Genomic DNA, 19,858 nt, shown 5'->3' with positions numbered 1-19,858 from the left:
CGATCCTATCGGCGGCCCGGCCTACGACAGCAGGTCGCGGGCGTCGGCCGGGTGGGAGGAGTGGTCGAGCTTCTCGACGTTGACATCGCGGAAGGTCAGCACCCTGACGGTCTGGAGGAACCGGACGGGGCGGTACATGTCCCACACCCACGCGTCGGACAGCTCGACCTCGAACCAGGTGTCCCCGTCGACGACCCTGGGCGTGACCTCGACGTTGTTGGCCAGGTAGAAGCGTCGTTCGGTCTCCACGACCCAGGTGAACATGCCCACCACGTCGCGGTACTCGCGGTACAGCGACAGCTCGAGCTCGCTCTCGTACCGCTCGAGGTCCTCCATGCTCACTGCCGATGCCCCTGGGTGCGCAATGGACCGCTCACTGCTCGGCGGGCACAGCGTCGTACTCGGCGATGTCGAGGGTGCCGATCTGGTCCAGGGGCCAGATGGTGACGAACGCGCGACCGAGGATGTCCTCGCGGGGGATCTGGCCCAGCCCGAAGCGGCTGTCGGAGGAGTTGGGGCGGTTGTCGCCCATCATGAAGTAGTGGCCCTCCTCGATCGTGACCGGACCGAAGTCGTTCAGGTCCGGACGCGAGAGGTAGCCGCCGTCGGCCGTGGCGGCCTCGGGGATGGGCTCACCGTCGATGTAGACGACGCCGCCGCGCATCTCGATGGTCTCGCCCGGCAGGCCGATGATGCGCTTGATGAAGTCGCGTTCGTCACCGGCGCCGAACCCCAGGCCCGAGGCCAAGGAGGACACCAGGTCACCGAAGCCCCCCTCGTCGGTCCCGCCGATGGTCTCCTCCGGCGAGTCGCGGAAGACCACGATCTCACCGCGGCGCGGTTCCCGGTACAGGTACGCCAGCTTCGTGACGAGCACCCGGTCCTGGACCATCAACGTGGGTTCCATCGACGAGGACGGGATGTAGAAGGCCTGGACGACGAAGGTCTTCAGCAGCATCGCCAGGACGAGCGCGACGACGATCAGGAACGGCAGCTCGGCCCAGAAGGCCCGCTTGTCCGATCGGTCGTCGCGGCCCCGTCGGCGACGCGACGAGTCCGAGGAGTCCTCGGAGTCGAGCGCTGAGGAACCCTCTTCACTCGAGTCCAGGTGCAAGTCCGCCACGCAGTAGGAGGCTACGCGCGTGTCAGTTGACGCGCTTCTCCTTGATCTTGGCCTTCTTGCCGACGCGGTCGCGCAGGTAGTACAGCTTGGCGCGACGCACCTTGCCGTGACGGGTGACCTCGATCTTGTCGATGATCGGGGCGTGCACCGGGAAGATGCGCTCCACGCCGATGCCGTTGAAGGAGATCTTGCGGACGGTGAACGTCTCGCGCGGACCAGAACCCTTGCGGGCGATGACGTCGCCCTCGAAGACCTGGATACGGGAGCGCTCGCCTTCGGTCACGCGGACGTGGACCTTCAGGGTGTCGCCGGGACCGAAGTCCGGGACGTCGTCACGGAGGGTTTCGACGTCGACGAAGTCGGTGCGATTCATTGGTTGCTCACGCTCCAAGCAGGGGCTTTGCCGGGGGGTTCGTTGCCTCCGCGGCGGAGGCGCCGCCCGGCACAACGAGGACAGGAAAAGAGGCGCCGGAAGCGGCGCGAACGGCGAGCATAGGTCGCCGGGGCCGCGTCGTCAACCGCGGTCAGCCACCGTCGGTCGCCGGGACGGAGCTGCTGGCCCCCAGCGGGACCGGGGTCTCGCCCACGTTGGGGTAGTCCTGGTCCATGTGCAGGGTGGCGTTGCTGGGCGGCCAGAGGATGACGAACGCCCGACCGATGACGTTCTCCTCGGGGATGGTCCCCAGGGCGAAGCGGCTGTCCAGGGAGTTGCCGCGGTTGTCGCCGAGCACGTAGTAGTGCCCGCCCGGCACGGTCACGGGCGGGAAGTCCCGTGACTCGGCCCGGGTGTAGGGCTCGTCCAGCGGCGTGCCGTTGATGTGCACGACCCCGTCGATCATCTCCACCGTCTCGCCGGGCAGGGCGATGACCCGCTTGATCAGGTCACGGTCCTCGTCGGGTTCGACGAGGCCCAGTCCCTCCAGGAACGACGTGGCGGTGGCGGTCAGCGAGAAGCCGTCGTCCTCAAGTCCCGGCCGCCGGAAGACGATGATCTCCCCGCGTTCGGGCGGGCGGACGCGGTAGGTCAGCTTCTCCACCAGCACCCGGTCCTGCAGCTGCAGGGTGTCCAGCATGGAGCCCGACGGGATGTAGAAGGCCTGGATGGCCACGGTCTTGAGCACGAAGGCCATCAGCAGCGCCACGACGATCAGCTGCACGCCCTCACGGACGTTCCGCAGGGCCCGCAACGCCAGCCCCGGACCCTGCTCGTCGGCGTCGGGATCACCTGCGGTGGCCGCGTCCCGTTGCCGACCCGTCAGGTCGGCAGGTCGGACCGACTCGCGTCGCGACGGCGTGTGGCTGGAGCTGGTCACGATCGGTCGTCGGGTCTCTCGTCGGCGAGCAGGTCTGGACGCATCAGGCGCGTGCGGGTCCGTGCGTGTGCCGTGCGCCAGGCGGCGACACGGCCGTGGTCCCCCGACCGCAGGATGTCAGGAGAGCCCCAGCCACGGTACGTCGCCGGGCGCGTGTACTGGGGGTGTTCGAGCAACCCGTCGGCGAAGGACTCGTTCACGCCGCTCTCGGCGTTGCCCATGACCCCGGGCACCAGGCGGGTGACCGCCTCGATGACGACGGCGGCCGCCACCTCTCCCCCGGCCAGCACCACGTCGCCGATGGAGATCTCGTCGTGGGCGAGGTGCAGGTGCACCCGTTCGTCGATGCCCTCGTAGCGGCCGCACAGCAGCAGCAGGGCGGGTTCGGTGGCCATCCCGGTCACGGTCGGCTGGTCCAGCCGGCGCCCGCGGGGGGTCATCAGCAACGTCCGCGGGCGTGCCTCGACCGAGCCGTACAGCTCCTCCACGGCGCGGAAGAACGGATCGGGGCCCATCAGCATGCCGGCGCCGCCCCCGTAGGGCGCGTCGTCGACGGTGCGGTGGGCGTCGTCGGTCCAGCGGCGCAGGTCGTGCGCGCGGAGCTCGAGGATGCCCCGGTCCACGGCCTTGCCGAGCAGCGAGGTCGTCAGCGGCCCGGAGAACCACTCGGGGAAGATCGTGAGGATGTCGATCCGCACGGGCGGCTACCAGGCCTCGTCGGGGTCCAGCAGGCCGGGGATCGGGCTGACCACGATCGGGTCAGCTGCCCAGTCCAGCAGGGCCTCGACCATCGGCAGCTGCACGCTGCCGCCGTCGGGGCGGGCCACGACGAGGTAGTCGTGGGCGTGGCCGTCGATGACGGTCTCGACGACGCCGACGAGGTCGCCGTTGTCGTCGATGACCTGGCGGCCCTTGAGGTCGGCGACCCAGATCATGTCCTCGCCGAGCTCGACGCGGTCGGACTCCACCGTCAGGATGGTCCCGCGGAGCGCCTCGGCGTCCTCGCGGGAGTCCACGCCGGCGAAGGCCACGACGGTGCGCCCCTTCTGGGTGCGCACCGCGACGACCTCCAGCGACCCGTGGCCCTCGGCCAGGTAGGTCGCCCCTTCCTCGATGGAGTCCTCGAGGTCGGGGTCGGTGAAGACGTACACCTGGCCGCCCAGACCGAACGGCTTGCCGATGCGGCCGACGACGACCCGGGGGTCGGAGTGTTCGGTCATGGGTTCACCATCCGATCGTGCGGACGGGGGCGGGAGCGGCAGGACGCCGTTACTCGATGATCTCCACCGAGGCGTTGACGCCTTCGCGCGTGGCGGCGGCCTTGACCATCGTGCGGATGGCCTTGGCGGTGCGCCCGCGCTTGCCGATGACCTTGCCCATGTCGTCGGGGTGCACCCGGAGCTCGAGGACGATCGTGCCGTCCTCCTCTTCCGTGGTGGTGATGTCGACGTCGTCGGGGTGGTCGACGAGGTTCTTGGCGATGAAGTCCAGGACGTCGGAGGTCATGTCCATACCGACCGCCTACGCGTCGTCGCTGGTGGCGGCCTCGGCGTCGGCCTCGGCCGGCGCGTCCTCGGCGGGAGCCTCGGCCGCAGCCTCGTCACCCTCGGTGGCCTCGGCGGTCTCGCCGGACTCCTCAGCAGCAGCCTCGGCGGCAGCGGCTTCCTCGGCAGCCTTGCGCTCGGCCTCCTCGGCGGCGGCCTTGTCGGCCAGCTCCTTGGCGGCAGCAGCCTCGGCCTCGGCGATCTTCTTGTCGCGCTCCTCCGCGGCCTTGCGACGCTCCTCGATCTTGGCGGTGCGGTCGCGACCGGGGTCGCCCGGCTTGAACTCCTCCCAGATGCCGGTCACGCGCAGGAGCTGCTTGACCTGATCCGACGGCTGCACGCCGTTGCCCAGCCAGTAGAGCGCACGCTCGGAGTTGATCTCGATGGTCGAGGGGTCGTTCAGCGGCTGGTAGTAGCCGATGTCCTCGATGTAGCGACCGTCACGGGGCGACCGGGCGTCGGCGACGACGACACGGTAGAACGGCTGCTTCTTCTTGCCCTCGCGCCGCAGGCGCATGCGAACTGCCATCTGGTGTACCTCTTTCGGGGGTCTACGCGTTGTTTGGATCTACCGCCGGAGGACTCCGGCGGCAACGCAAGGTGGGGAGCCACCTTCGAAACACGGCTCGTGCGTGGGGATCACTCTGGTGTGGAGACGGATCACGCCCGCACGTGGCGTCCGAACAGCGTATCAGAACGTCAGGACGGTGGCCGCGACGAAGGCGCCGAGCAGCACGAGCCCCTCGGTCCGTTCGATCTGGAAGCCCCGCCGGGCGAATATCGCGAAGAGGACGCACACGCCGACCATCAGGCCGAGGCTCAGGGTCAGCTTGCCGTCCAGCGGCGTGGTGTCCAGCAGACCGGCGACGCCGGCGACGGGCAGGGAGTTGAAGATGTTGCTGCCGACCACGTTGCCGACGATGAGGTCGCGTTCGTCCTTGCGGGCGGCGGCCACGGCGGTGACCAGCTCGGGCAGGGAGGTGCCGACCGCGACGATGGTCAGGCCGATGACGGCCTCGGGCACGCCCAGCGTGGCGGCCAGGCCGGCCGCACCCGTGACCAGCATCTGGGCCCCGCCGAGCGTGCCGAGCAGGCCGAGGCCCGTCAGCGTCCACGCCCGTCGCAGGGTCAGGTCCTGGACGTACTCGGCGACCTCGTCGGACAGGTCGTCCTGGCCCTGGGCCCGGTCCTGCGCCGCCCAGCGCATGATCTGTCCGATGGCGAGCACGGCGGCCACGAGCAGGACGACGGCTTCCCACGCCTCGATGCGCAGGTCGATGCTGACCAGCGCGAGGAGGCCGACGGCGAGCAGCATCAGCCGGATCTCGCGTTGCCAGATCCGCAGGGTGATCGGCAGGGTCGCGAAGGCCGCAGCCGCACCGGCGACCAGCGTCAGGTTCGCCATGTTGGACCCGACGATGTTGCCGATCGCGATGTCCTGGCGACCGTCGATGCTGGCGAGGGCCGAGACGAGCAGCTCGGGGGCGCTGGTCCCGAACCCGATGACGACGGCACCCACCACGACGATGGGCACGTTCATCAGCGTCGAGACGCCGGCCGCCCCTTCGACGAAGCGGTCGGCGGAGAACGTCAGGACGGCAAGGCCAGCGAGCAGGAAGAGGGCGTCGGACACCCGGCGCAGAGTAGCGTCAGCGGCCGACCAACCCTCGACCGGGAGACCCATGGACGTGGCCAGGCACACCGATCACACGCGTTGTCGACGAGGACCGGAGGTGAACGACGGTCGTGGACGCCGTTGATCGCGAGACGTTCGACCGCCTGGTCGACGACGGCCTCGAGCGGGTGCCGCAGGCGCTGCTGGACATGCTGGACAACGTCGTCATCGTCACCGAGGACGAACACCCCGACGAGCCGGACCTGTTGGGCCTCTACGAGGGCATCCCGCTGACGGAGCGCGACTTCTACGCCGGGGCCCTGCCAGACCGGATCAGCATCTACCGGCTGCCGCTGTGTGCCATGTGCGAGACGCGGGAGGAGCTGGTGGAGGAGGTCGCGATCACCGTCGTGCACGAGATCGCCCACCACTTCGGCATCGACGACGACCGCCTGCACGAGTGGGGATGGGCTTGAGCCGAACGGCCCGGTCGGATCGTTCCGGGTGGTCGAGGAAAGGGGCGCTGGTCGCACCTCGCAGCGACTCGACCGGGGAAGGCCACTCCCGACATCTGGTCAACAGGGTGCGTCTGTGGATCCTCGTGTGGGCTCCGGTCGGTCAGCAGTCTCCTCGGTCGCACCTTGCAGCGACAGGCGGGGTGCCGATCGGGATCGGGCCGACCGTGGGTACGGCGCTCGGGGTGTCGGCCTCGGCTGCGCAGTGCCCCGATGGTCCTGCTGGGACTCCGTCGCGTGCCGTCCGCCTCGTCAGGCGGCGAGGGGTGGGTCGCGGCTGATCTCCACGCCGCTCTCGGTGGTCCAGATGCGTTGTCCGGGTGGGCCGTGGAGCTGGTGGTTGCGTCTGGTCTTGTCCCGATGATGCGCCGTACACAGCCAGGCAAGGTCGTCCAGTCGGGTGGTTCGGGTGATGGCCCATCCGGTGACGTGGTCGATCTCCAGCAGGTGATCGGCGGTGCAGCCGGGTACCTCGCATCGGTAGCCGCGTGCGTGGAGTGCGGTGCGTTGTTTGGCGGTGACCTGTCGGCCGAGGTGGGCGACGGTGACATCGGTGGCGTTGGTGATGACGTAGGCGATGTGGGCATCCAGCATCTGCTCACGCACCGCAGACAGGGCGACGGGGCCGATGCCGGCGATCTCGCAGATCTCGTCGTCGGCGAGTTCGCCGCGGACGAGGGCTGAGCCGTCGACGCGGATGATCACCTTGGTCTGCCTGCCGGAGGGCCGATGTCGCCGCGACGCCGGATGGCCGCCCGATCCGGCGCTTGGATCGCTCGTGGTCGGATCCGAGCCCTTGTGCCCGTCCGGGCCGGTGCGGTCCCGCTGGGGGTCGCTGGTACCGATCCCGCTCGTGTCCGCAGCGTTGCTGCTCGGGTCGGCGGTGTCGTCGGTTCCGGGGAACGTCGGCTGGGCCGGCGTGGTCGTGGAGACCGCTTGGGAATCCTCGCCAGTCGGGCTGGACGAGTCGATGGTGATCGGGCCTGTGGTGGGGTGGTCGAGCAGGTTGAGGAGGGCATCGAAGCGGTAGCAGGCATCGTCCTCCCGCCGGCCGGCGGCGTGGGCGGCACGAAACACCGCATCGTGCTCGCCCCGTAGTGCCGCCTCGATCCGGGCACCCAGGTCTCCGGGGGCCTGCAGGAACGCCTTCCACTCGCCATCGGTCTCCGTCCACGACCGAAACGCCCGCCGTGCCAGATGCCGACGGCGGGTTGCTTCCCGGTCCGGATCAGCAGCGGTGCGGATGTCACGCGCCTTCTTCCGCAGCTCCGGCAACGTCTGGGAGGTGGCGTCCACGATCAGCTCACCGGCACGATCGGGTGCATCAGCCACGGTGTCGGACACCACCACCGCCTGGTCGGTGGAGAGGGTCCCGTCGGTCACCGCCCGGTCCACCTCGGGCTGGTCGACCAGCTGTGCGGAGGTGCGCAGCACCTTCCTTGCCGCCGCAGGGGTGGTACCGGTGGCGGTGGCGATCAACGTCACCGCATCCCTCACCCCAGCTGTGTCGTGGGCGTCGGCCTCGGCAGTCCGTCGGGCCGCCCTGGTGAGCATCCCATCAACGATCCGGCCGGCACGACCCAGGTCGGCAACCAGCCCGGCGACGTCGCAGTCGGGGATGGCATCGGGGTCGAACCGGGAGGCAAGGGCATGCAGGTGGGTGACCAGCTCGGTCACCTCACCCGCCTCCACCACCCCTGACCCCATACGCCCGACCCCACCTCTCACCTGTCTCGATCGTGTGTTCGAGTATACCGCCGCGCCGGTCTCGGATCGGGTGTTTCCCCAGCTCAAACGGTATTTCTGACGTTTCGTCAGTGGTGATCGTTTCCGCTTCGTGGCTGCTGATCGCCAGTGATGCCCAACGTGGTCCACCGTGCCGACGACCGCACCCGAGGCCGCCCAGGTCGCGACATCAGCGTGTCCACATGGCGCCCTGCGCGCCGGGGTGGCGCACTCCCCAACGCCGGTCGCGCTTGCTGTGGCTGTCGCGGAGGACCTGAGGCTCACGCAGGCTCGGGGTGGAGTTCCCGAGCCAGGCGAGCAGCTCGTCGGCGGGCAGTGGCCTCGACCACAGGTATCCCTGGGCCTCCTCGCACCCGAGCGCCATCAGCGCAAGGACGGTGTCGTCGTCCTCGACGCCCTCGGCGACGCAGGCCATACCGAGGTTGTGCGCAAGGTCGACGATGCTCTGCACGATCACCCGGTCGTTCTCGTCGCTCAGCATGTGGCGCACGAACCCTTGGTCGACCTTGATCTCGTGCAGCGGCAACCGCTTGAGGTACGCCATCGACGAGAAGCCCGTGCCGAAGTCGTCGATCGCAAGCCGGACCCCCATCGCGGCCAACGCCTCCAGCGTCGCCACGGCGCGGGCAGGGTCGGTCAGCATGCTGGACTCCGTGACCTCGAGGGTCAGCAGCTCGCCCGGGAACGCCGTCTGCTGCAGGACCTCGGCCACATCGGAGGGGAACGACTGGTCCATGACGCTGCGGGCCGCGATGTTGACCGACAGTCCGATTCGCTGCCCGTCGCAGTGCCAGCGAGTCGCGTCGGCGATGGCCCTGGCCAGCACGATGCGCGTCACCTCGTCGATCAGGCCGGTCTCCTCCGCGATGGGGATGAACTCCTGGGGTGAGATCGAGCCGAACTCCGGGTGGGTCCACCTCGCCAGCGCCTCGACCCCCGTCACCATGCCGTCCGCGAGCCGCACCCGTGGCTGGTAGTGGACCTCGAGCGCCCCCTGGTTGAGGGCGGTGCGTAGTTCCGCCGCCAACGCCAGGCGACGATGCGTGAAGACGTCCAGCGACGGGTCGTACAGGCGCGGCCGACCGCCGGCTGCCTTGGCGGCGTACATGGTGACGTCGGCGCGCTGCATGAGGTTGTCGGGATCCGTCGCGTGATCGGGGCACAGGGCCACACCGATGCTGGCGCGCACGTCGACCGCGATCCCGTGGAGCACACACGGCTGCTGCAGCTCGGCCGTGATCCGGTCGGCGATCGCGAGGGCACCATCGTCGTCGACGTCAGCGACGAGCAGCGCGAACTCGTCCCCGCCGAGGCGGCTCACGATGTCCCCCGGCCGCAGCAGCCGCTGCAGCCTCGCCGCCACCTCCTGCAGCAGCAGGTCGCCGGTCCCGTGACCGAGCGTGTCGTTGACCTGCTTGAAGTTGTCGAGGTCCAGCAGCAGCACCGCGAAGCGGCTCCCGTCCCGACGCGACCGGTCACAGGCCAGACCCAGCTCGCGCTGCAGCAGGGTGCGGTTCGGCAGCTGGGTCAGGCTGTCGTGGCTGGCCTGCCGAGCCTTGTCAGCCGCTTCGTGACGCAGCCGTTCGACCAGCTGTCCGTTCTCCAGCGCAACACCGGCATGGCGGGCCAGGGCACCGACGAGCTGGGCGTCGCCCTCGTCGAACGTGCTGATCTGGCTGCTGCGGTTGGCGGCGGTGATGACCCCGCGAAGTCGCTCGACCAGCTCGAGGTCCAGGGACGCAAGGACCGCGTCCTTCACGGGCACATCGGCGAGGTAGTGCGTCAGCGCAGTGTGCGGACCCTTTCCGTGCGGGAACAGGGCCGGCCCGCCGGACACGCGCGCCAGGCACCACTTGACCGCTGCGGGAGATGCCACCGGCAGGTCGTCGTCGTGCAGCAGCAGACCGTCCTGCTGGCGCATGCGCAGGACGATGCGACCGTCCTCGCCGACCAGCACGAACTCGGCGATGTCGCAGCGGAGCAGCTGGCAGACCTCGTCGAGCATCGCCGCGGCTGCATCACGCGTGTCACCGGACCGGGCTGTGGCGCTGGTGAACTGGTAGAGCGTCTGGAGGTTGGCGTGTCGCTCCCGTAGCGACAGGTACGCCCGGTAGCCGACGTACAGGAACGCCGTCACCGCTGCGAGCGGGGGCAGTGCGGCGGGGGCGGTCCAGGCGATGCCGAGCACGAACGCGCCCAGCGCCGCGTTGCCGATCGCCAGGATCGAGCCGATGGACACGACCTGGCGAAGCATCCCGAGCTGCACACGCCCCTCGGTCAGCCAGATCACGCTGGACACCGACACGGTGCCGAGGAGGTTCGTGGCGAGTATCGAGAGGACCGCAGCCGCCCATGCGCGCGGACCGAGCGGCGCATGGCCGTTCAGCACGCTCCTGAAGATCAGGAGGCCGAGCGTGGCCTCTGCGGCGAACAGCGCCAGGTTGAGCGCGAGCTTGGTGAGCTCCTGCCGTTTCAGGACCCCCAGCGTGAAGGCCGACCCGAGCAGCCGAGCACCGATCAGGGCGATGGGGCCCAGCATGCTGTAGCCGAGCAGCAGCGGCAGCTCGGACATCGAGAGGGAGTGGGCGTCACGCCTGCGGTGCAGGTGGATGACGAAGTGCTCGGTCGCCGCGAACGCCAGCGCGAACACCCAGACCGGGGCGACGAACGGCGGTGTCGCGAGCGGCAGCCTCTGCAGGTCGAGCCCCAGCAGCAGCGCCGAGCTCAGGACCACCAGCGCACCGGTGACGAGCCAGACACCCCCCTGCCCGCGCGCGCTCACCACCACGACGCGACGATCGCCGAGACGTCACGTGCCCGAAGCGCAGCTACCGACCCGACGCGCGCGAGGACATGCACTCGACAGGACACGGGACTGCTCCGAACGGCTACCGAACTTCACCCAGTACCTCGGCCACATCCCGGCTGACTTGAGCCTCGGTTGTGTCGCATGCCCGACGCTCGGTTTCTCACCCTGAGAGTTGCTCCGCAACCCTCAGGCCCCCAGCGCTCCGCTACGAGCCTCGCTGACGCTCGTGTCCTCGCTGCGCGCTACCGGCGCTTCTTCTTCTTGCGCTTCGGGACCTTCTTGTTCCTCCGAGGTCCGGCGCCGCCGCCGCTGGGGCCACCCATGCCCGGCATGCCCGACATCGGGTCACCGGCGTTCATGGCGGCGAGCTGCTCCATGAGGTCACCCTCTCCGCCGGCCATGGCCTTCTGCAGCTGCCGGGCGGCCTTGGCCTGCCCGAGCATGCCGCCCCCGCCGCCGCCCATCCCCATGCCCCCGAGCATCGGCCCGAGGTTCTTCATCATCTTGCGCATCTCCTCGTAGGAGCGCAGCAGCTCGTTGATCTCCTGGGACGACCGGCCACACCCCTTGGCGACGCGCTTCTTCCGCTTGCCGTTGAGGATCTTGGGGTTGCGCCGTTCCTCGAGGGTCATCGACTGGATGATGGCCTCGATGCGCTTCAGGTCGTCCTCGTCGACCTCGGCCTGGGCCTCCTTCATGGCCTTGCCCATGCCGGGGATCATCTCCAGCAGCTTGCCGATGGGCCCCATCTGCTTGACCGACTGCAGCTGGTTGAGGAAGTCCTCGAGGGTGAACTCACCCTTGATCAGCTTCTCGGCCTGCTCCTCGCGCTGCCCCTCCTCGTAGACCTCCTCGGCCTTCTCGATGAGGGTCAGCACGTCACCCATGCCGAGGATGCGGCCCGCCATGCGGTCGGGGTGGAAGGCCTCGAACTCGTCGAGCTTCTCCCCCACCGAGGCGAACTTGATGGGCCGGCCGGTGACCTCGGCCACCGACAGCGCGGCACCACCGCGGGCGTCGCCGTCCAGCTTGGACAGGATGACGCCGGTGAAGTCGACGGCCTCCTGGAAGGCCTTGGCGACGTTGACGGCCTCCTGGCCGATCATCGCGTCGATGACGAACAGGGTCTCGATCGGGTTGACCGCGGCCTTGATGTCGGCCGCCTGCTGCATCATCTCCTCGTCGACGTTGGTCCGGCCGGCCGTGTCGACGATGACCACGCCGCAGTTGAGGCGCTTGGCCTCGGCGATGGCGTTCTGGGCCACCTCGACGGGGTCGCCCTCCAGCTTGGGGGCGTAGACGGGCACGTCGATGCGCTCGCCCAGCACCTTGAGCTGCTTGACGGCCGCGGGACGCTGGAGGTCGCAGGCGACGAGGAGGGGCTGGCGGCCCTTGGCCTTCAGGTACTTGGCCAGCTTGCCCGACGCGGTCGTCTTGCCGGCACCCTGGAGGCCGGCCATCATGACCACCGCTGGCGACGCCGAGCCCAGGTCGAGGGGCGCGGACTGCTCGCCCAGGATCGTCACGAGCTCCTCGTTGACGATCTTGATGATCTGCTGCCCGGGGTTCAGCGCCTCGGAGACCTCGGCGCCCACGGCGCGTTCGCGGATGCGGCCGACGAAGGTCTTGACGACCTTGAAGTTGACGTCGGCCTCGAGTAGGGCAAGGCGGATCTCGCGCAGGCCCTCGCCGACCTGCTCCTCCGACAGGGTCTTGGACCCCCGGAACCGGTCGAAGACGGCGTCGAGTCGTTCCTGAAGTGCGTTGAACATGGGATCGACGAGTGTAGCGGTCTACCGTGGGCGGCTGTGACGCGTCTGTTCATCCCCCGGGTGGTGTCGATCGGCCTGCTGCTGGTCGGCGCCGTGACCGTCGTCGTGGCCGGGATCGGGCTGTCCCGACGGCTGGCGGCCCTCGGCGGCAACGAGATCACGCCGTTGACCTCGCCGTTCGGGATGGTGTGGACGGGGGTCGGCCTTCTGGTCGGGCTCCTGCTGCTGCGCGTCGGCCTCCGCTGGCTGGTGACGTCGGTCACGGTGGACGACGAGGGGGTGCACGTCCGGCGGCTGTCGGGACGGATCGACCTGCCCCACGAGGCGCTGAAGGGTGTGGTCCTGCAGCAGGCCGGTGGCACGCCGACCCTGCGGCTGGTCCCCCACGAGGGCGAGACGATCGTCCTGCCCGGCTGGTCGTTGCGGGCCGTGCACGACGACGGCGAGGTCGAGCCGGCCGGCCCGGCGCTGCAGCGGCTGGGTGCCATCCACCGGTTCAAGGTCAAGCACGCCACGCTGCTCGGCCCCGTCGAGGGTGGCCCCCGCCCCTGACCGTCGGCTCAGGCGTGCTGGTCGGCTGACTCGCGCTTTCGGTTCCATTCCCACCCGGCAGCGACCTTCAGGAACCCCAGCCTCCCGTACCAGTGCTGCGGCCAGCCGTCGGCGTCGGCGATCAGGAACAGCGTCTCGGCGTCCGCGCACTCGCGCATGGCTGCGGCCATCAGGCCCTCGCCGAGCCCGCGGCCGCGTGACTCCGTCAACACCCCGACGGCCTCGATCTGGGCGATGGTGCCGTGCCGGTAGACGTGACAGCCCGCGTCGGCGTCGGGGGCCAGCACGAACCTCGCGTCCATGCGGGCCTCCAGGCGTGCGTCGCGACGGACCATCTCCTCGGCGACCGGAGGGCTGCCCCACTCCTCCTCCAGCACGAACGGGCGGGTGAAGACGGCGTACTCCGCCGCGTCGACGGTGCGGAACCCAACGGGGGAGACGTTCGGGGCGGTGGTCCGATCGTGGACCATGAACACGACCCGGCTGAGCGTCCAGCCGTCCTCGGCCATGACCCCGCCCAGGGACCAGGCCACCTCCGCGCGGGTCGTCCACAGGCTCTGGTTGGGCAGGTCGCCCATCCAGCGGTCGACCGCGGCGCGAAGCTCGGGCAGCGCGACGGGACGGTCGATGTGCATGCCGCTGAGGGAGTAGACCAGGGGCAGGTCCGGGGTCAGGCGGACCGAGCCGAACGGCAGCCGCTCGGTCGAGGAGGCCATCCGCTTGTGCAACGCGTCGTCGAAGCCGACCACCCGGCGGGCCAGGAGTGCCCGAGAGGGGCGGTCGTCGGGGTGGTCGGTGTCGGGGTGTGCGGCAGCGTGGTCGTCGGTCACGGCGCGATCATCGCATCGAGGTGCGACATCCGTGGGGGCCCCGTCAGGACAGGTCCCGCCGGTCGAAGGCGGCCACGCCGACCGCGACCAGCAGCACCACGAGGGCGGCGAACACGAGCGGCGTGCCGGCCCCCAGCCCCTCCGACAGCACGACGGTTCCGTCGTAGGCGGAGAAGGGGCTGATGGCCGACAGCGGCTCGAGCCAGTCGACGAGGGAGGCGAACCCGGTCAGGAGGAACAGCCCGCCGGCCAGCCCTCCCGCGATGCCGACCGCGGCGCCCCGACTGCCCGTCGCGGCGCCGACTGCGAAGGCCAGCCCTCCGAAGAGGGCGCTGAGCAGGTACACGCCGACCGAGGCCGCCAGGACGTTGCCGACGGCGAAGTCCAGGTCGACCAGCGGCATGGCGACCAGCAGCATCACCAGCTCGAGCACCACCAGACCCGACAGTCCCAGGAGCATGGCGACGACCTTGTCGACGGCGACGGCGGTGCGGCTGACCGGCAGGGTGACCAGCAGCTCGAGGGTGCCGTCGCCCTCCTCCCCCGCGATGCCGCGGGCGCCGCGCGAGACGGCGTAGCCGATGAACAGGGCCATGCCGATCGTGCCGTACAGCCGCGAGCCGACGATGGCGGCGGCGGAGAAGCTGGCGATCCCCTCGCCGAAGAACGCCGTCAGGGCGGCCGGCAGGTTGGCGAGGATCTCCTCGAAGTCGGCGCTGGACTCCGCGATGCCGGGCCACGACGCGACGGTGATCAGGGTGATGAGCGCGACGCCGACGACCCAGCCGAGGATCGGCCGGCGTTCGCGGGCGAGAGTGCGGCCGAGGACGGGCGTCACCGCTCGACCCCACCGGTGGGCTCGTCGGCGTAGTAGCGCAGGAAGATGGCCTCGAGGTCGGCGTCCTCACCACGAAGCCCCGTGACGGTGTGGGCCGCCAGCGCCTTGACGAAGGTGTCCACGAACGGCCGTCCGTCGGGTCCGGCGCCGCCGGCCACCTCGTACCGGCCGACGCGGCCATCGGTGACGAGGACGGACACCCCGGGGAGGTCGGCCAGCCCCGGCGGTGGGTCGTGGGCGAACGTGACCTCCAGGGTCCGGCTCGCCTGCGCCTTCAGCTCGGCCACCCCGAGCACGTCGACCAGCCGGCCGCGACGGATGATGCCGACCCGGTCGGCGACGTGCTCGACCTCGCTGAGCACGTGGGAGGACAGCAGGACGGAGGTGCCATCGGCAGCGGCCTCGCGGACGAGGCGCACGAACTCGACCTGCAGCAGCGGATCCAGCCCGCTGGTCGGTTCGTCGAGGACCAGCAGCTCGACGCGGGGGGCGAAGGCGGCGACGAGGCCGACCTTCTGCTTGTTGCCCTTGGAGAGGTTGCCGACCTCACGGTCGAGGTCCAGGTCCAGCCGGTCGGCGACGTCGGCGATGCGGGAGGGGTCGACGCCGCCGCGCATGGCGGCCAGGTAGCCAACGATCTCGCGGGCCGTCCAGCCCGACCAGAGGTTCAGCTCGCCCGGCACGTAGGCGATCCGCCGGCGGATGGCTGGATCGCCGTGGCGCGGGTCGTGGCCGAGGACGGTGGCCGTGCCCCGGGTGGGGCGGACCAGGTCCAGCAGCATGCGGATGGTGGTGGACTTGCCCGAGCCGTTCGGCCCGAGGTAGCCGAAGACCTCGCCGGCGTCGACGTGCAGGTCGAGGTCGAAGACGCCGTGGCCGTCGCCGTAGTCCTTGGTGAGGCCGCTGGTGATGATCACCCGGTCGGTCATGGATTCCCCTCCCCTGTGGACGGCGGCGGTGGCGCTACTCGGCCGGCTCGTGGGTGCGGTGGGTGCTGAGCAGCCTCGCCCGGCCGATCCGGTCGACGGCGAAGGTCCGCTCGCCCTCGCGCAGGTGGCAGTAGCCCTTGAGGAGGTCGTCGGCGAAGGTCCACGGGTCGACGACCCGTTCGGTGGCCTGTCCGCCGCGTGAGGACGCGAAGTACTCCAGCCGGACCTGCCGCTGTTCCTCCAGGGACTGCTCGAGCAGCCGGCGGATGGCGCGAGGGCCGACGGCTTCCTGCTCGGTGCCGGGCAGGCCGAGGGTCATGGCCTGCGGGGCGTCGGCGGTGGCGGCGGAGACCGTGGCGCCGGCGGACTCCAGCGCCGCGTGGACGGCGGCGGGCGAGCGGTCGCTGACGGCGACGGTGGCCGAGACGGCGCGGAGGGCGGCGCCGGGCACGGCGGTCGCCCGGTCGAGCGCCCCCTCGTTGGGTGCGATCACGACGGTCCGGGCGGCCTCGACCATCAGCGGGGCGTCGTCGATCGGTGGTTCCTCGGGCAGGTCGAGGACCATCGTGGCGAACCCCTCGCGGGCGGCGTCGGTGGCGTGCACCAGCCCCTCGCGGCCGACGATGATCATGGCGCGACGCTGCAGCCAGTCCAGCGGTTCGGGCAGCCGACCGACGCCGGCCCAGCCACGGGACAGCAGGTCCTCGACCGAAGCGGCACCGTCGACGGCGATCCGGCGGAACGCCTCGGCCGCACCGTCGGGGGCACGGTCCAGCAGGTCGGTCACGCGGCCCGGGGCGACCAGCTGGTCGCGCAGCGCACGCCGGTTGCCGCTGGCGATGGCGGCGTCCTCGGCACCGAGCAGCCGCAGGGCATCGCGGACCTCGTCCGCGGACAGGTCAGCGATGCCGGGCATCGGCGGGACCTCGGGCGCTGCGCAGGATGGACTCGGGCATGGGGGCAGCAGGCTACCCCCGAGGTACCGGGTTCGGCGACCTCAGAGGCGTGTCGACTGCGACCGAGCAGCGACACGCGAGCACGATGTCCTCTCCCACCCCTCACGATGCGCAGGGTGACTCGGGCGCCACTTGCTCGACGTCCTCGGGGACGTCCATGCCGTTGTCGTCGACGGGCGACAGCGCAGTTGCTAGCGTGCTCGTTTCCTACTGCGGGAACGGGAAGTCGATGAGCTCGAGGGTGCTGTGGGCCGGGGTACTGATCTGTGCGCTGCTACAGGTGGTGGCGGTCGGACCAGCTGTGCTGGCCGACGCCGGACCGTGGACGCGAGCCTCCTCGGGTGGGGCAGCCACCGAGCCGGAACCGACGACCTTCGATCAGACCGGCGGATGCCTGACCGACGCGGAGGGGGACGTTGAGGACCTCGGCGACGGGTCCACCGGTGGACCGTCGACCGTCGACATCACGAGGTGGTGTGCTGACCTCGGGGCGGACGGCATCGCCCTGTCGCTGACGACGGTCGCCGCGTCGGGTACCGGCTTCGTGCACGACACGGGTACCCATGCCTGGGAGTTGGTCACCAGCAGCATGGCTCGGGTCGTCAACGTCGACCGGATCGACGGCGAACTGGCCGCCCGGCTGTACGAGATCGGCAACGACAGCCTCGTGTGCACGGTGCCGGCCACGATCAACGGGACGACAGTGACCACGACGATCCCGTCGAGCTGCATCGGGGGGCCATCGTCGATGGAGGTTGCGGCGTTCGTCTACCTGGCCGACGGGGACGCCGCGTACTACGACGAGCATCCGGACCGACCCGGTCGGGTGCGGTTGGATGCACACGCCGGGCCCGCCAGCCTGCCGGCCGCGGATGCCGGACCGCCACCGCCGTCCGCGGGGGACCCACCCCCGCCTCCCACGGAGGAACCGCCGCCCGTTGGGCCGGCACCGACGGTCGACGTCCCGGCTGGCGCCACGCGAATCGACGGCGGCGACGACGTCGCCACCTCGGTGATGCTGGCACGCCGTGCGTTTCCCCACGGGGCTGACCGGCTGTACCTGGCTCGCGAGGACCTGGTGGCCGACGCGTTGGCCGCGGCTCCGCTCGCCGACGGACCCGTCGTGCTCGTCCCGCCATGCGGAACCCCTCCGCGCGTCGTGGTCGACCTGGTGCAGGACCTCGGCGCTGGAGAGGTCACGGCGCTCGGCGGCACGAGCGCGATCTGCGAATCCCTGCTGGTCGACCTGGCCGGCGGCCGCAGCCGCAGTCGGCTGTGGGGCCCCTCCCGGTACGACACCGCAGCCACCATCGCCCTGACATCCCACCCCGACGGGTCGGACCTCGTGTACGTCGCTGCAGGTGAGCAGCGACCGGACGCGGTCGTCGGTGGAACCATGGCGGGTGGACCGATGCTGTTGGTCCCGGGGGCCGGCCCGGTGCCTGACGTCGTGGCCGATGCCCTTGACGACCTGTCCCCCAGCCGGGTCGTGGTCCTGGGTGGTTCAGCTGCGGTGTCCGACGGCGTCGTTGGGCATCTGGCCGACTGGGCGCCCGTCACCCGGCTGTGGGGCCCGACCCGCTTGACGACTGCAGCGGCCATCTCCGAGTTCGGGTTCGGCCTGTCGGCCCGTGGGGACTTCACCACCGCTGCCTACCTGGTCGGCCACGACGAGCTGGCGACGGCCGTCGCAACCGGAAGCGTCACCGATGGTCCAATCCTTCTGGTCGATACCTGCGGGACCCTGGACCCAGCCGTGCAGCACGAGCTCGGACGGCTCCTGCCTGCCGAGATCGTCGCCGTCGGCGACGCCCCGTCGGTCTGCAACGCAACCCTGGAGGCCGCCGTTGCCGCGGCGACCCCTCCGCCGCCACGGGTGGCTGGTGACGTCGTCGCCCTCGAGTCACGCGAGGCGCGCGTGATGTCGGCCACGGCCGACACCGTCGTCCTGGAGCGCACGACCAGGAGCGCCGGCATCACTGCCGGCAACCTCGTCGCGCTGGAGCCCGATCCAGATGTCCTGCCCGGCGGCTGGGTTGTCGAGGTCCTCGCCGTGACGACGAATACGGACACGGTCGTCCTCGGGGTCAAGGCGGCCGAGATCGGTGATGTGCTGGAGGACGGCGTCATCCGCTCCACGCCGGCACAGCGGTCGGCACGGGCCTCCGAGCGGGTCGTGGACTTCGGTGACCTGGGCTGCTCGACGGCCAAGCCGGAGAACTGCACCGACGCCCAGATTCGCATCGACGGCTCGATGGCCGTCTCCTTCGACCCCTTCTTCGACATCAACACCGACCAGTCCAGCATCGAGACCGGCGTTCGGATGTCGATCGGCATGGACGCCCGGTTCGCGGGGCGCTCGGGCCAGAGCTACGAGCAGGAGTACGGCCGGATCGACCTGCCGAAGCTGCCGGTCGGGACCGCGATCAGCTTCGGACCGTTCGCCCTCGGCGTCATCTTCGTCCCGACGATCGTGGTTGGCGCCGACGTGTCGGGCCACTCCGAGATCGCCTCGGCGCGGATCACGTACACCTCGGCAGAGCGGGTCGTGGGATTCCGAGCAGGGTTGGACGGCATCGGGCTGACCGGCGTCGCCTACGAGTCCGACACCTCGGGCTTCCGCGTGCACGACGGCATCAACCTGTCCGGCCAGGCACAGTTCCGGCCCTTCGCGAAGCTCGAGGGTGCGCTGTTGATCGGCGTCGGCCCGCTCGACAGCCGTCGGATCCTCAGCGGCGAGGTCGCCATGGGTATCCGCATGCCGTGGACGCTGCGCTACGACAGTCCCCCGCCCTCGGCCATCGTCGCGACGGTGGCGCTGGAGGCGTTCGGGTCGGTTTCGGGTCGCGTCGGGCGGGTCGAGCTTTCCCACGAGGTGTCGGGCACGCTGCTCGGCCCCTACGAGATCTTCCGTCACGCCCTTGCCGAGCAGGACATGCCCGACATGCGTGATCGGGTCATCCGGGTGCCCGACGGCCGCTCGTGGTACGTCGACGAGTCCAACGTCCGTCATCACATCCCCGACGGCGGCACCTACCTGTGCCTGACCGCCTGGAAAGGAAAGGACGTCGTGCAGCTGACGTCGGCACAGGCGGACCAGCTTGCCGAAGGGGCTGCGGCCTCCTGCGTGGTCACCGCTGCCCGCGGCCACGTCATCCGCCAACCCGACGGCACCACCCACTACGTGGACGACAACTCGGTCCGCCACTGGATCCCCAACGGCGGCACCTACCTGTGCCTCACGGCGTGGAAGAACAAGCCGGTGATGAACGTCACCAACGACCAGGCCAACGCACTCACCGAGGGCACCCACCAG

At 70.2% G+C, this 19,858-nt stretch carries 19 protein-coding genes; 3 read left to right on the top strand and 16 right to left on the bottom strand.

Features of this window, described 5'->3' with window-relative positions; translation table 11 throughout:
* Positions 1–21: 21 nt before the first annotated feature.
* The 9 genes from CUC05_RS03120 to CUC05_RS03080 form a co-directional block, all read right to left on the bottom strand.
* Positions 22–342 carry a DUF2469 domain-containing protein gene (locus CUC05_RS03120; protein WP_108664632.1) on the bottom strand — a complete coding sequence of 107 codons (321 nt, stop codon included), beginning with the start codon at positions 340–342 and terminating at the stop codon, positions 22–24.
* A 31-nt stretch (positions 343–373) separates the two neighbouring features.
* Entirely contained in the window at positions 374–1,123 is a 750-nt protein-coding gene (gene lepB, locus CUC05_RS03115) for a signal peptidase I (RefSeq protein WP_108664631.1), read from the bottom strand.
* A gap of 22 nt (positions 1,124–1,145) precedes the next feature.
* Positions 1,146–1,496, bottom strand: a complete 351-nt coding sequence (rplS, locus tag CUC05_RS03110) for a 50S ribosomal protein L19 (protein ID WP_108664630.1) — start codon at positions 1,494–1,496, stop codon at positions 1,146–1,148.
* Positions 1,497–1,647: 151 nt separating this feature from the next.
* On the bottom strand, positions 1,648–2,436 hold the full coding sequence (gene lepB, locus CUC05_RS03105) for a signal peptidase I (RefSeq protein ID WP_108664629.1): 789 nt from the start codon (positions 2,434–2,436) through the stop codon (positions 1,648–1,650).
* Entirely contained in the window at positions 2,433–3,134 is a 702-nt protein-coding gene (trmD, locus tag CUC05_RS03100) for a tRNA (guanosine(37)-N1)-methyltransferase TrmD (RefSeq protein ID WP_108664628.1), read from the bottom strand. Before trmD ends, lepB (CUC05_RS03105) begins: the two co-directional genes overlap by 4 nt.
* A gap of 6 nt (positions 3,135–3,140) precedes the next feature.
* Positions 3,141–3,656: a ribosome maturation factor RimM gene (rimM, locus tag CUC05_RS03095; protein WP_108664627.1), complete on the bottom strand. Its 516-nt coding sequence runs from the start codon at positions 3,654–3,656 to the stop codon at positions 3,141–3,143.
* A 49-nt stretch (positions 3,657–3,705) separates the two neighbouring features.
* Positions 3,706–3,942, bottom strand: coding sequence for a KH domain-containing protein (locus CUC05_RS03090; protein WP_205712103.1), 237 nt, complete (start codon positions 3,940–3,942; stop codon positions 3,706–3,708).
* 15 nt (positions 3,943–3,957) lie between these two features.
* Entirely contained in the window at positions 3,958–4,509 is a 552-nt protein-coding gene (rpsP, locus tag CUC05_RS26010; protein ID WP_108664625.1) for a 30S ribosomal protein S16, read from the bottom strand.
* 162 nt (positions 4,510–4,671) lie between these two features.
* Positions 4,672–5,613: a calcium/sodium antiporter gene (locus CUC05_RS03080; protein ID WP_157965155.1), complete on the bottom strand. Its 942-nt coding sequence runs from the start codon at positions 5,611–5,613 to the stop codon at positions 4,672–4,674.
* Between the two features lie 113 nt (positions 5,614–5,726).
* Here CUC05_RS03080 and CUC05_RS03075 point away from each other — a divergent pair, with 113 nt between their 5' ends.
* Entirely contained in the window at positions 5,727–6,071 is a 345-nt protein-coding gene (locus CUC05_RS03075; protein ID WP_205712102.1) for a metallopeptidase family protein, read from the top strand.
* Between the two features lie 291 nt (positions 6,072–6,362).
* Here the strand turns inward: CUC05_RS03075 and CUC05_RS03070 are convergent, their stop codons facing one another.
* From CUC05_RS03070 to ffh, 3 genes are all read right to left on the bottom strand, one after another.
* Complete coding sequence (locus CUC05_RS03070) at positions 6,363–7,817, bottom strand: HNH endonuclease signature motif containing protein (RefSeq protein ID WP_108664623.1); 1,455 nt, start codon at positions 7,815–7,817, stop codon at positions 6,363–6,365.
* Positions 7,818–8,025: 208 nt separating this feature from the next.
* Positions 8,026–10,638 (bottom strand): putative bifunctional diguanylate cyclase/phosphodiesterase, encoded by a 2,613-nt coding sequence (locus CUC05_RS03065; protein WP_157965154.1) that lies wholly within the window; start codon positions 10,636–10,638, stop codon positions 8,026–8,028.
* A 269-nt stretch (positions 10,639–10,907) separates the two neighbouring features.
* Positions 10,908–12,437, bottom strand: coding sequence for a signal recognition particle protein (gene ffh / locus CUC05_RS03060; RefSeq protein WP_108664621.1), 1,530 nt, complete (start codon positions 12,435–12,437; stop codon positions 10,908–10,910).
* Between the two features lie 36 nt (positions 12,438–12,473).
* Between ffh and CUC05_RS03055 the strand changes: the two genes are divergently transcribed.
* A complete protein-coding gene (locus CUC05_RS03055) occupies positions 12,474–12,989 on the top strand; it encodes a PH domain-containing protein (RefSeq protein WP_108664620.1) in 516 nt (171 codons plus the stop codon).
* An 8-nt stretch (positions 12,990–12,997) separates the two neighbouring features.
* Here CUC05_RS03055 and CUC05_RS03050 read toward each other — a convergent pair whose 3' ends face one another.
* From CUC05_RS03050 to CUC05_RS03035, 4 genes are read right to left on the bottom strand one after another with little or no spacing between them, the layout of a single operon-like run.
* Positions 12,998–13,819 (bottom strand): GNAT family N-acetyltransferase, encoded by an 822-nt coding sequence (locus tag CUC05_RS03050; RefSeq protein ID WP_108664619.1) that lies wholly within the window; start codon positions 13,817–13,819, stop codon positions 12,998–13,000.
* 43 nt (positions 13,820–13,862) lie between these two features.
* Positions 13,863–14,657 carry an ABC transporter permease subunit gene (locus tag CUC05_RS03045; protein WP_108664618.1) on the bottom strand — a complete coding sequence of 265 codons (795 nt, stop codon included), beginning with the start codon at positions 14,655–14,657 and terminating at the stop codon, positions 13,863–13,865.
* Positions 14,654–15,586 carry an ABC transporter ATP-binding protein gene (locus CUC05_RS03040; RefSeq protein ID WP_108664617.1) on the bottom strand — a complete coding sequence of 311 codons (933 nt, stop codon included), beginning with the start codon at positions 15,584–15,586 and terminating at the stop codon, positions 14,654–14,656. Before CUC05_RS03040 ends, CUC05_RS03045 begins: the two co-directional genes overlap by 4 nt.
* Positions 15,587–15,620: 34 nt before the next feature.
* On the bottom strand, positions 15,621–16,502 hold the full coding sequence (locus CUC05_RS03035; RefSeq protein ID WP_108664616.1) for a WYL domain-containing protein: 882 nt from the start codon (positions 16,500–16,502) through the stop codon (positions 15,621–15,623).
* A gap of 269 nt (positions 16,503–16,771) precedes the next feature.
* Between CUC05_RS03035 and CUC05_RS03030 the strand changes: the two genes are divergently transcribed.
* Positions 16,772–19,858, top strand: a 3,087-nt coding sequence (locus tag CUC05_RS03030) for a cell wall-binding repeat-containing protein (protein ID WP_170127901.1), incomplete at its 3' end; no start/stop codon positions are given.

The sequence above is a fragment of the Euzebya rosea genome, from assembly GCF_003073135.1.
GTDB lineage: Bacteria > Actinomycetota > Nitriliruptoria > Euzebyales > Euzebyaceae > Euzebya > Euzebya rosea.
Note: the sequence above shows the minus strand (reverse complement) of the source record. Positions and strands in the feature narration are given on the sequence as shown.